General features: G+C 65.8%; 13 protein-coding genes. 7 read left to right on the top strand and 6 right to left on the bottom strand.

Features of this window, described 5'->3' with window-relative positions; genetic code table 11:
* Positions 1-67 precede the first annotated feature (67 nt).
* From Q0627_RS12770 to Q0627_RS12780, 3 genes are read left to right on the top strand one after another with little or no spacing between them, the layout of a single operon-like run.
* On the top strand, positions 68-400 hold the full coding sequence (locus Q0627_RS12770) for a helix-turn-helix transcriptional regulator (RefSeq protein ID WP_291016820.1): 333 nt from the start codon (positions 68-70) through the stop codon (positions 398-400).
* A complete protein-coding gene (locus Q0627_RS12775) occupies positions 397-1,218 on the top strand; it encodes an ImmA/IrrE family metallo-endopeptidase (RefSeq protein ID WP_291016823.1) in 822 nt (273 codons plus the stop codon). Before Q0627_RS12770 ends, Q0627_RS12775 begins: the two co-directional genes overlap by 4 nt.
* 14 nt (positions 1,219-1,232) lie before the next feature.
* On the top strand, positions 1,233-1,553 hold the full coding sequence (locus tag Q0627_RS12780; protein WP_291016825.1) for a hypothetical protein: 321 nt from the start codon (positions 1,233-1,235) through the stop codon (positions 1,551-1,553).
* A 44-nt stretch (positions 1,554-1,597) separates the two neighbouring features.
* On the opposite strand, the gene Q0627_RS12785 is transcribed toward Q0627_RS12780, so the two are convergent.
* On the bottom strand, positions 1,598-2,566 hold the full coding sequence (locus Q0627_RS12785) for an alpha/beta hydrolase (protein WP_291016827.1): 969 nt from the start codon (positions 2,564-2,566) through the stop codon (positions 1,598-1,600).
* 69 nt (positions 2,567-2,635) lie between these two features.
* On the opposite strand from Q0627_RS12785, the gene Q0627_RS12790 reads away from it, so the two are divergent.
* Positions 2,636-3,253 (top strand): helix-turn-helix domain-containing protein, encoded by a 618-nt coding sequence (locus Q0627_RS12790; protein ID WP_291016829.1) that lies wholly within the window; start codon positions 2,636-2,638, stop codon positions 3,251-3,253.
* A gap of 234 nt (positions 3,254-3,487) precedes the next feature.
* On the opposite strand, the gene Q0627_RS12795 is transcribed toward Q0627_RS12790, so the two are convergent.
* Together Q0627_RS12795 and Q0627_RS12800 are read right to left on the bottom strand one after the other, a co-directional pair.
* Positions 3,488-4,015 carry a carboxymuconolactone decarboxylase family protein gene (locus Q0627_RS12795; protein WP_291016831.1) on the bottom strand — a complete coding sequence of 176 codons (528 nt, stop codon included), beginning with the start codon at positions 4,013-4,015 and terminating at the stop codon, positions 3,488-3,490.
* 52 nt (positions 4,016-4,067) lie between these two features.
* Positions 4,068-4,655, bottom strand: coding sequence for a peroxiredoxin (locus tag Q0627_RS12800; RefSeq protein WP_291016834.1), 588 nt, complete (start codon positions 4,653-4,655; stop codon positions 4,068-4,070).
* Between the two features lie 135 nt (positions 4,656-4,790).
* Here Q0627_RS12800 and Q0627_RS12805 point away from each other — a divergent pair, with 135 nt between their 5' ends.
* Positions 4,791-5,747: a hydrogen peroxide-inducible genes activator gene (locus Q0627_RS12805; RefSeq protein ID WP_291016837.1), complete on the top strand. Its 957-nt coding sequence runs from the start codon at positions 4,791-4,793 to the stop codon at positions 5,745-5,747.
* A gap of 16 nt (positions 5,748-5,763) precedes the next feature.
* On the opposite strand, the gene Q0627_RS12810 is transcribed toward Q0627_RS12805, so the two are convergent.
* On the bottom strand, positions 5,764-7,878 hold the full coding sequence (locus Q0627_RS12810) for an RNA helicase (protein ID WP_298810355.1): 2,115 nt from the start codon (positions 7,876-7,878) through the stop codon (positions 5,764-5,766).
* Positions 7,866-8,831, bottom strand: a complete 966-nt coding sequence (locus tag Q0627_RS12815; RefSeq protein ID WP_291011971.1) for a PAC2 family protein — start codon at positions 8,829-8,831, stop codon at positions 7,866-7,868. Before Q0627_RS12815 ends, Q0627_RS12810 begins: the two co-directional genes overlap by 13 nt.
* Positions 8,832-9,022: 191 nt before the next feature.
* Between Q0627_RS12815 and Q0627_RS12820 the strand changes: the two genes are divergently transcribed.
* Positions 9,023-9,790 carry a hypothetical protein gene (locus tag Q0627_RS12820; protein WP_291011969.1) on the top strand — a complete coding sequence of 256 codons (768 nt, stop codon included), beginning with the start codon at positions 9,023-9,025 and terminating at the stop codon, positions 9,788-9,790.
* A gap of 125 nt (positions 9,791-9,915) precedes the next feature.
* Positions 9,916-11,019: a DUF4192 domain-containing protein gene (locus Q0627_RS12825; protein ID WP_298810351.1), complete on the top strand. Its 1,104-nt coding sequence runs from the start codon at positions 9,916-9,918 to the stop codon at positions 11,017-11,019.
* A 19-nt stretch (positions 11,020-11,038) separates the two neighbouring features.
* Here Q0627_RS12825 and Q0627_RS12830 read toward each other — a convergent pair whose 3' ends face one another.
* Positions 11,039-11,722 (bottom strand): metal-dependent transcriptional regulator, encoded by a 684-nt coding sequence (locus Q0627_RS12830; protein ID WP_291011936.1) that lies wholly within the window; start codon positions 11,720-11,722, stop codon positions 11,039-11,041.
* Positions 11,723-11,741: the final 19 nt, after the last annotated feature.

Raw genomic sequence — 11,741 nt, forward strand, 5'->3', positions numbered from 1 at the left:
GCCTCGTGTCGTAGTCCGGCGCTACCCTGAATCAGGTTAGAGAAACTGATTCAGGAGGTGATTTGTGATGGCGATTGAGGTCAGTGCGGCGATCGAGAGTGCACGGACTGCTGCGGGACTCTCCCAGCGTGCATTGGCTGACCGCACCGGGATCTCGCAGTCGACGCTGAATCGGATCCTGAGCGGTGACCGTCCGGCGAAGATGACCGAGATCATCGAGATCGCCGATGCCGTCGGCTGCACCGTCCCTCAGCTCACGGGCAATACAGTAGCCGATCGTGTGCTGTGCGCGGCACGGGCCTCGGACGGAGCGAGCATGGCAACGATGCGTCAGCGTCTGCTTCACTTCCTGGAGCTCGACGCGTATCTCGATGATCAAGGTATCCCCGCGGTGCGATGACGGGTTCTGAGCAGCAGGCGAGGGTTGCGGCCGGTGAGTTCCGACGCATGCATCGATTGGGTCTGCAACCGCTGGGTGACCTTGTTGCGTTGATCGAGCAGACCACCGGGTACGAGGTTGCTGTTCTTGATGCGGATTACGGCGAGCATGGGCTGACGATGCGTGATCCAGTGCGCGACGCGACGTTCATCGGGGTCGCACGGAGTCGGACCCCGATGCGGCAACGTAGTACTCTCGCGCACGAGTTGGGCCACTTGGTATTCGGCGACTGTGATCATGGGGTCGAGTTCGCCAAGCGCTCGCCGGAGGAGATCAGGGCCGATGCTTTTGCCCGTCACCTGCTGGTCCCCGTTGAGGGCGTGACCGAGTTCCTCGGGCAGCGCGATGGCGCCGGCATGACGGATCTGGCGGCGGTGGTGCAACGGTTCTTGGTGTCTCCGGCGATCGCGGCCATCGCGATGCGCGACGCCGGTTACGTCAGTGGTTCGACCGTGAAGGAGTGGAAGCCGATCACTACGGGCCACCTCGCGACTCTGTACGGCTGGAGCGACTACTACGAATCACTGTGCGACAACTCCAACCGACTCCGCTCACCTCAGTCGCTCGTCGCACGTGCCGTCAATGGCTACGCGGCAGGGGTGGTGTCGGCGCAGGTGATCGCGACTTTGCGTGAGGTTGATGTGGACGTGGTTCTCAACGAACTCCGGGAGGCTGGAATCGTGCCTGCCATACGTCAACCGGTTGATATGAGCGCAGACGACCTACCGGACGTTGAGATCGATCTCAGTGACTTGGAGGATGGTGACTCGTTGCCGTGAGCCACCGGCCCATCATGGATGCAGGACCAGGACTCAACTTCTTCTCCGTCAACAAGGAGTGGCTGCTGTTCGGCACACTCGGACAGCTGTGTGTGCCGGAGTACGTTGAGACCGAGATCCTCCGCAAGGCGGACAAGGATGAGCGCTTTGCTGCTGCTGAGCGGGGGCGCATAGATCTGATCAGCACGCTCACCGTCTTGGAGAAGGCCGCGGGTCGCCAGTATCTTCCCGACAGGCAATCGATGCGGGAGTTGTACGGGCGACTCCGCAAACTCGATGACGGACTCAAACCACTGTCAACGACCGGCCTGATGGAACTGCCGTGCTGGCACTGATCGGCCCGTCAGGTGACGACTGACGGCCGACGCGTCGAGAACGATCACGGCGTGTCGTCCGTGGCCGCCGCCTCGCGGCGTTCGGTCATGAGTTGTTCAACCAGGCTCTCACCCGAGAGCTGCGACCGAAGGAGCGACTTGGGGGTGGTGTCAGCAGGATCCGATCGATGGCTGATGGCCACGACCTCATCGGCTACTTGGCCGGGCTGGTCGAGAGCGACGAACGTGCGTGCGCGGGGGACTTCTATGAAATGGGCGTCGGGGAATACCTCGGCGAATGTGCGGCCATGAGACGGGGTGAAGCAGCGGTCGTCGGCACCCCACACCATCGTGACCGGCCTGGTCACCCGGTGCATTCGTGGCGTGACGGTGGCCAGGTCCGCGGGATCGATGTGGCGCAAGAACGTGGTCAGATCGTCGCGGATGCGTGCGCTCTCGCGGATCGGATCGAAGACCGAATCGGAGAAATCGGCGTCGATGTCGTTGGCGAGCAGACCCACACCGAGCGGGGAATGCCGAATCGGCTTCACTCGCATCAGTTGGCCGGCGGCGCGCAGTACCGGCTTACGCTGCAGGAGAGTGAACAGCAGCTTGAACGGTTGCGGCGGAAACAGGTCGAAGGCGTCGCAGTTGGTGAAGACGATGCGCGCGACGAACTCGGGATCGGCGTCGAGTGCGTACTGGGTGATCGCGCCGCCGGTGTCGTTACACACCAGTGTCGCGTCTGCGAGGCCGAGCGTGGCGACGAACTCGCGGAGCAGGGTGGCCGCGCCCCGGGGACTGCGGTCGGCGTCGCCACCGTCCGGACGTGTCCACGCGATGCGGTGCGACCCCAGCGGCAGAGTGGGCAGGTAGCAGCGGTAACCATTGCCGGCCAGCCGGTCGGCGACCGCGGCCCAGAGTCGGTGGTCCACGAGAACGCCGTGGACGAAGACGATTGGTGGATGTGCGGAGTTCGTGGGCCCCACGACGTGGTAGTCGATGGTTGCGGATGGGAGTGCGAGTGTCGGCATGACTGTCCTCCGGTTACGCTGATCGGCGTTACTTACAAACACTTGGTATGAAAGTTACGTACAGGCTGTATGAATGTCAATCGTCGAACTCAGGCGGAACGGACGGCCGCGACCCGTGCCGCCCTCGTCGCCGCGGGCAGGGAACTCTTCGGTGAACTCGGTTTCGCAGCGGTGGGAACGCAGGCCATCGTCGAACGTGCGGGTGTGACCCGCGGTGCTCTCTATCACCAGTTCGACGGCAAGCGCGGGTTGTTCGCCGCGGTCTACGACGACGTCGAACGAGATGTCACCGCGGACATCGCATCCGCGGTCGGTGAACTCGCGATGCGGGACCCGGTTGCCGCGCTGCGCTCCGGCGCGCAGCGATTCCTCCAGTTGATCACCGCACCCGAGATCCACCGGATCACCTTGGTCGACGCGCCGGCGGTCCTTGGATGGGCGCAATGGCGTGCCCGGGGCGAAGAGTTCGGATTCGCCCTGGTGGAGGGACTGCTACAGGCGGCGATATCCGTCGGCCAGATCGCCGACCAACCCACTCGGCCGATGGCGCACGTCGCGATCGGCGCCCTCGACGAGGCCGCCCTCTATGTCGCAGCCGCCGACGACCGGGAGAAGGCGACCGCCGAGGTGACGCGCGTTCTGGATCAGTTGATCGATGGTTTCACCGTCGCCCGCGACAAGACCTAGCGGTAGTCAGCCGAGGTGGGAACGGAAATGCTCGCATAGGGCGGCGAAGTGCGCTTCGGCGGCATCGTGCTGACCAGCATAGTCGTCCTCAGTGCTGGTTCGAGTGGGTTTCCGTGGTGAACTTACGCGCGTTGACGTTGCGCTGCACAGCTATTCGCGCTGTGCGGTTCTGTCCGGGAAATGCGACAGACCGGGCACCGCGTGTGCGGTACCCGGTCTGTGCTGGGAACTGTCTCAGGCGAGGACTTCGCTCGCCGTGATGGCCTGGGCGACGCCCGCGACGGTCGAGGCGACCTTGACGGCCTCCCATACCTGCTCTTTGGTGAGGCCGGCCTTGCGGACGACGTCGGCGTGGGCGGCGGTGCAGTCGTGGCAGCCGTTGATGGTGGACACGGCCAGGCTCCACAGCTCGAAGTCGACCTTGTCGACGCCCGGGTTGCCGATGATGTTCATCCGCAGACCCATCCGGACCTGGGCGTAGTCGTCGCCGAGGAAGCTTTTGGCCCGGTAGGCGACGTTGTTCATGCCCATGATCGAGGCGGCGCCGAGTGCGGCGTTGAACGCCTCAGCCGACAGGGTGTCGCCGGCTTCTTCGGAGATCTCACGCAGAACGGTGGCCGATTTGGTGGCGGCCGCGGCGGCGAGGAAGGTGCCCCACAGCTGCTGTTCGTTGAGTTCGGTCGACCGGGCCAGGGACCCGAGGTTCAGCTTGAGGTCCTTGGCGTACTCGGGGAGTGCTGCCTTCAGATTGTCGATGCTCATGTTGGGCGCCCTTGCCTTTCGGTCGCTCTGGGAGAGTGGGGAGATCGGTGGATCAGACGCCGGCGGTGAGGAGTTCGCCGGCGTTGATGGTGGGATCGCCCTTCTTCCAGTTGCAGGCGCACAGTTCGTCGGACTGCAGGGCGTCGAGCACACGCAGCACCTCGTCGACGTTGCGGCCCACCGAACCGGCGGTGACCGAGACGAACTGGATCTCGTTGTTGGGGTCGACGATGAAGGTGGCGCGGTCGGCCACACCGTCGGCATTGAGGACACCGGTGGCCTCGGCGAGTTCGCGCTTGAGGTCGCTGAGCATCGGGAAGGGGAGGGTCTTGAGGTCCTCGTGCTGGGCGCGCCACTGGAAGTGGACGAACTCGTTGTCGACGGAGGCGCCGAGCACCTGGGCGTCGCGGTCTTCGAACTCGTCGTTGAGCTTGCCGAATGCGGCGATCTCGGTGGGGCACACGAAGGTGAAGTCCTTGGGCCAGAAGAAGATGATCCGCCACTTGCCGTCGAAGTCGTCCGAGGTGATCTGGGTGAAGTAGTCGTCGGGCTGCTGTGCGTCCACCTTGCTCAGGTCACCACCGATCACTGCGGTGAGGTTGTACGCGGGGAACTGATCGCCGATGGTCAGCAGAGCCATTGTCATTCACTCCTACTCGGATTGGTACGGCCGTTGCGGTATCCGGGGCCGATTTGTTATTTCACAAGTACGAAATATATTCTGCCGCAGTCCTGGTGAAAGTGAAAGTTGATGAGTTAGCTTAGATTGATAGGTATGACCGATAGGACTTATCAGCCTTCCGTCAATGGCCTGCGTACGTTCGTGGCGCTGGCCCGACATCGCCATTTCGGTGCCGCCGCAACCGAGTTGGGTGTGACACAACCCACGTTGTCGCAGTCCCTGTCGGTGCTGGAATCGGGCCTGGGATGCCGTCTTATCGAACGAACCACTCGCCGAGTGCTGGTCACGCCGGAAGGGGAGGCGCTGCTGCCCAAGGCGATCGCGGCACTGGACGCCGTCGACGAGTTCGTGGCCGCGGCCGACCGTAACCACGACCCGCTGACCGGCGTCGTCCGTCTGGGGGTCATTCCCACGGTTGCGCCCTACATCCTGCCGACGGTCCTGACCGGCCTGGCGACCGAACTCCCCGAGCTACGGCCGCAGCTCGTCGAGGACCAGACCGCACGGTTGGTGGCCGCGTTGCGTGACGGAACGCTCGACGTCGCAGTGCTGGCGTTGCCCGAGGATCAGCCGGGGCTGACCGAGATCCCCATGTATGCAGAGGATTTCGTTCTCGCCCTGCCTGCGGATCACCCGATGAGTGGGCGCAGCCGCGTCAGCCCGCGGATTCTCGCAGACCTGCCGCTACTGCTTCTCGACGAGGGGCACTGCCTGCGCGATCAGGCGCTGGAGGTGTGTCGTCTGGCCGGCGTCGACGCCGAGGAAAGCCGCACCCGCGCGGCTTCGCTGGCCACCGCGGTGCACTGTGTCGCGGGTGGACTGGGCGTGACGCTCATCCCTCGCACGTCCGTCGCCTCGGAGACCGCATCGGGACGGCTGGCCACCGTTGAGTTCACCAGGCCGCGTCCGGGAAGGCGGATCGGACTCGTCTGCCGCTCATCGGCCGGCCGTGATGTCGCCTACCGCAGGCTCGCCGGGATCATCGCCGATCTGGTGATTGCTGGCGGGGCAGCCCGTCGAGACGGCGAATCATCTTCTGCAACAAGTTGATCAACCATCCGCAGGGTCACTCACCCGAGTGGGATGTGAGCGCTTCCCACTCGTCGACCAAGCTGGAGTCGACGTCGCGCACCATGGCGCCGACCTCCTCGGTGAGCGCGACGATCTCGTCGGTCATCACCGAGTTGGGCAGCCCCGTACGCAGCACCCGGTAGCAGTCCGACAGGTATCGCAGTACCACGCCCTCGCTGCGCGCCAACCCGTACGCGGAGATGAGTTCGGTGAAAGTCATTGCCCGCTCACGCATTTCCCGTAGCACGGACTTGGGGGAGGGCTGATAGGACGCGATCCACGGGTGCCCCTGCCGGTACACGCCGTAGGCGAATGCGATCTCCTCGGCCAGCGGCGTCGGCCACGAGATCTCCTCCAGCCGCGCCATCCGCTCCTCGTACTCGACGCCGTCAGCCTTCATCCCGGCGATCGCCACATCGCGAGCCGCCTTGCGTTGGGCGAGCAGTAACGGACGCGGATCGTCGAGGGTGGATTCCAGGATCGACACCACATCCAGGGTGTAGGTCGACGAATCGGGATCGAGAAGCTCGAACGCGGCCAGCGCGAACGCCGACAGCGGATTGGTGAGGGCGAAGTTCTCGGGCACGTCGACGCTGAGGGCGACGTTCTTGCCGTCGGCATCGGGTTCGTCGAGCTGAACCACGATCCCGGCGTCGCGTAGACCGCGATACAGGGCGATGGTGTGCAGGATGAGCTTGCGCTGGCGGGGCCGCGGCTCGTGGTTCTCCTCCAGCAGATGCCGGAGCGCGGCGAAGCAGTCACCGGGACGGCTCAGCACCTCCATCAGCATCGCCGTCGTCATCCGGAAGTGTGAGCGCAGCGGCTCGTCCGGGGCATCGACCAGCGTGAGGAATGTCTTCTCACCCCAGGAGACGAAACCCTCCGGCGGCTTCTTGCGCACCACCTTGCGCAGCTTCTTGGGATCGTCGCCGGCCTTGGCAACCGCTCGGATGTTTTCGATGTCGTGGTCGGGGGCCTGGGCCACCACATAGCCGACCGTGTCGAAACCAGCGCGCCCGGCGCGGCCGGCGATCTGATGGAACTCGCGGGCCCGCAGCCGCCGCACCCGCGTGCCGTCGTACTTGCTGAGCGCAGCCAGCAGCACGGTTCGGATGGGTACGTTGATACCGACGCCGAGCGTGTCGGTGCCGGCCACCACCTTCAACAGACCCTGCTGGGCCAGCCGCTCCACCAGCCGGCGATAGCGCGGCAGCATGCCCGCATGGTGCACGCCGATACCGGCCCGCAGCAGCTTCGACAGGGTGGCGCCGAAACCCGTATGGAACCGGAAATCACCGATGGCCTCGGCGATCGCCGCCTTCTCGGCCTTGTCGCAGATCTTGGCCGACAGCAGTGCCTGCGCCCGCTCCACTGCCTGCGCCTGGGTGAAATGGACGACGTACACCGGCGCCCGGCCCCGGGAAATGAGATCTTCGATAGTCTCGTGGACAGGAGTCACCGCATAGGTGAACTCCAGCGGCACCGGACGCACCGCGTCGGTGACCGCGGCCGTGGACCGCCCCGTGCGCCGCGTCAGGTCGTCGATGAAGAACGACAACTCGCCGAGCGTCGCCGACATCAGCAGGAACTGGGTGCGGGGCAGTTCGATGAGCGGCACCTGCCAGGCCCAGCCTCGGTCGGCCTCGCCGTAAAAGTGGAACTCGTCGGCGATCAGGACACCGATATCGCTGGCCGCGCCGTCGCGCAGGGCGAGATTGGCGACGATCTCGGCTGTCGCGCACACGATCGGCGCATCCGGATTGACCGACGCGTCGCCGGTCAGCAGGCCGACGTCGTCGGCACCGAACGTGGCGCACAGGTCGAAGAACTTCTCGCTGACCAGCGCCTTGATGGGGGCGGTGTAGTACGCGCGCAGGCCGCGGGTCCGGGCGAAGTGAATGGCCCCGGCCGCGACAAGCGACTTACCCGAACCGGTCGGGGTCGCCAGGATCACGTTGCTGCCGGCAGCGAGCTCCAGCAGCGCCTCTTCCTGATGCGGATACAGGTCGATGCCGCGCTGCGACCACCAGGTGGTGAAGCCGTCGAAGGCATCATCGATGTCGGCGGCCGGAATCAGCACGTCGGCCGGCTGCGGTGTCAGTTCGTCGATGAGGTATCACCGTTGCCGTCGGGGCCGTTGCCTGCCTGCTCAGCCAGGAACCTCTCGAACTCGGCACCCAGTTCGTCACCGCTGGGCAACTCGTCCTCGGCCGCGAGCAGCGACGCGCGGGACTCCTGCGCCTTGGTATACGAGTCGTACTGTTCTTCCAGCGCGTGCACCACCGACTCGATCTCGCTGTTGCCCGACACCTCATTGTCGATCTGCTCACGCATCTTGGTGGCCGCGTTCTCCAGCGCGGATACGGGAAGTTCGAGGTCGGTGACAGTGGTGATCGCCTGCAGCAGGCGCGCGGACGCCGCCGGATAGTTCGACTGCGCGAGGTAGTGCGGTACATGCACCGACAATCCCGATGCGCGATAGGACTTCTCCGCCAGCCGCAGCTCGAGCAGCATCGAGGCGCTCGCGGGCAGCTTCATCGACGACCCCCACCGGGGCAGATCGCCCAAGGCGGCGATGTCGCTGCCGTGGGCGGTGATCGTGGATGGCCGGGTGTGCGGAACCGCCATCGGGATCGCGTTCAGGCCCACCACGTCGGTGACGCCGAAGTTCTCGGCAAGGTTGGCGACGGCCTCGATGAATCGTTCCCATCGCAGATCCGGTTCGGACCCGCTGAGCAGCAGGAATCCTCGACCGGAGGTGTCGGTCACCGCGTGCATCAACAGCGACGGCATGCTCACCCCGGTGAAGCTGTCACCGGAGAACTCGATCGTCGGGCGGCGCGAGCGGTAGTCGATCAGTTCGTCGGCGTCGAAAGTGGCGACGAGTTCGGAGTCGAGGCTCTCGCGCAGGTGCTGGGCGGCCAGCCCGACCGCGTGTCCGGCGTCGGCGAAGCCTTCGAGCGCATGAATGAGTACGGTGCCTTTGCCGTCGTCATCGGGTATTGCGGGAGTCGGGAACTCCATCGAGTACAGCGAGCTCGATTCCGGCGAATGTCCGTCCATCGCGTCCCTCCTCACATCATCTGGGTGACCGGCGGTGAGAGTAATTGTCACCCATGCCACCGACAACCGTCACCGGTGGTGCCACTATGCCCGTTCAACAGTGGTCGCGGTGCGGGTGATTCCCAGATCGTTATACGACCGGGGGAGTGTCCGGCCGGTGCCGGGCGTCCTGCGCTGGCACAGTAGGGGGCGTGGGTTCGCTTCTGGCATCGACATCGCACCGCAGATCCGTGCCGCGCACGGTGTGGCACCGACGGGCACCTATCGTGATCGGCGCGCTGTGCGCCCTGCTGTTGCTCGGTTGTTCGATCGACGGCGAGGCGCAGTCGGCACCCAGCCGGCAGTCGCTCACGCCACGCCTGGTCGGTCCGGACGGTTTCCCGCGCGGTGCATCCCCCGTGCCGGCGCCGGCGGTCACCTCCGTGATCGTCGATGTCGCCGGACCGGCGGGGACCGTTGAGCCGCCGCGGTGCCGTGCGCCCCGTGTGTCGGCCGAAGGGGCCGCCGCAAACGTCGGACCAGGCTCGGCCGGTGGCTCTCCAGGGACCGGCTCGTCGGGTGACATGGGCTCATCGTCGGGCCCGACCGCCGCCGGCGGAACCCTCACAGTGCTCATCGCCTACGCACCGACCGGGCTGGACTCCTTCGACTCGTTCCTCGCCAAGTGCAGCCGGTTCAAGACACAGACCGCCGGAGCGAGTTCACAGGTCCTCCTCCGCAAGCTGCCCGCCCGCGCCGCGGGCGGCAAGATCGGCACCCGGTCCTACGCACGCACCGTCACCACCGGCGGCCAGAGCGGGTCGCTGTCGTATGCAATCACCACGCTCGTCGCGCAGTACGACGGTGTGCGGGTGTACGCCGAGGACCGCAGACAGGGCGCGAACGCGCAGCGGATCAGCGCCGACCTCGACACCCTGTTCCGCCGCGCCGTCGCGAAGGCCTGGCCGAACCGCGCCTGAGTGACCGGCATCGACGCTGGACGAATTGGGGATGACCGGCCGGGCCTGCTGCGCCCACCGCGAATACTGGGGACAGCCCTGTCCGCCGTGATGGCCCCGCTGGTTTCGGTCCGACCATATTTCTTATGGCACAATATGATTCCCCATCCGAAGACTTTCCCGACGGCACCGTCCTGCCGCAGCCGGTGCATGCCGGCACGCTGATCACTGCCATCCCCGCGCTCCTCGGTTTCGTACCGGAGAGCTCGCTGATCGTGCTCGCCTACCGCGGCGACAACACCATCATCGCCACCATGCGCTACGACCTGCTGCTGCGGGCCGACGGGCGGCCGAGAGCCGAGTTACGGTCCACGATCGCCGGGATCGGGAATCTATGCCGCGAATACGGTGCCGAGGCGATCGTGGCGGTGATCGTCGATGACCGGCATCGGATCCAAGGGCCGCAGTACCGGACCGTTTTGAGCCTGTGTGAGCGCGCGTTCGTCGGCTCTGGAGGGATGTCGGCAGGGCTGATCACCGCACAGGTCGCCGAAGGCCAAAGGTGGTGGGCGGGCCACACCGGCCAGTCCGCAGGCACCCCGTCGCCCGTGCGCATCCCCGACTCGCGCGAGGGACTCATCGGCGATCCGCGCACATCGCCGACGGCTGTGCGCGAGGCCGTCACCACCGGCCGCCGGGTACTGGACTGCCGCGACGAGATGACCACCATGCTCGACCCGGTGACCTGCGACTGCCATACCTGCACCCGGCCGCGGGCCATCGGCGACACCGACAGCGGGTCACTGTTGCGGAGAGTGCTCGTGCGTCTGGGCGACGGGCAGCGGTGTGCCACGGACATCGGCTGCACCGAGGCGGCGATGCTGGCGACGGCGCTGACCGACCTCACCGTGCGCGATACGCTGCTGGCGCTGGCCGTGACCGACATGCGTGGCGATGCCGAAACGCTGTGGCGGGCACTGGCTCGCCGGCTGACCGGATCGGCCCGCGCCAGTGCCGCCTCGCTGCTGGCGCACCTGCACTACATCGCGGGTGAAGGCGCGTACGCGGCTGTGGCGCTGGATACCGCACTCGACGCGGACCCCGAGTGGTCGCTCGCCGTGCTGCTGTCCCGGGCGCTGCATTCCGGCGCCCACCCCGCGATGCTGTGGGCTACCGTCGGCTATTCCTACGAACTCGCCGCCTCACTCGGCGTCGATCTTCCCCAACCGACGATGGCCAGGGTCGGGTAGCGGCCATATACGGCCGCGATCAGACCTTCTCGACGAAGATCGAATGTGCCAGTTCCTGGGACAACTCGAGCCCGTCATGACCGGGTGAGCTGATCAGCACCTGCTGCGGGGTCTGCGTCACGGCGATGCGGGCGTTGGGCACCACACCGGCTTCACGCAGCGTGGAGATGAGCTCAGGATCGGACTGTGCATGCTCGGACAGCCGGCGCACGATCACCGCCACCGACTCACCCTGCGGCAGGTCCGACAATCTGCTCGCACCGTCGTCGGAGGCAGGGACATCGACACCGAGCAGTTCCAGACCGGGTATCGGGTTGCCGTACGGGGAGGTGGTGGGGTTGTTCAGCACGGCGAGCAGACGGCGTTCGACGTTGTCGCTCATCACGTGCTCCCAGCGGCAGGCCTCCTCGTGCACCTCGTCCCACGGCAGGCCGATGATGTCGACGAGCAGACGTTCTGCCAGGCGATGCTTACGCATCACGGCGACGGCCAGGCGGCGGCCCTTCTCCGTCAGCTGCAGGTGACGGTCACCGGCGACATGGACCAGTCCGTCACGTTCCATCCGGGCAACCGTCTGCGACACCGTCGGTCCACTCTGTTCGAGTCGCTCGGCGATCCTCGCGCGCAGCGGCACGATGCCTTCTTCTTCGAGGTCGTAGATCGTCCGCAAATACATCTCGGTGGTATCGACAAGATCGTTCACGTGGCGCAGTCCCTTCGTC

Source organism: uncultured Gordonia sp., from assembly GCF_937858515.1.
Taxonomy (GTDB): Bacteria; Actinomycetota; Actinomycetes; order Mycobacteriales; family Mycobacteriaceae; genus Gordonia.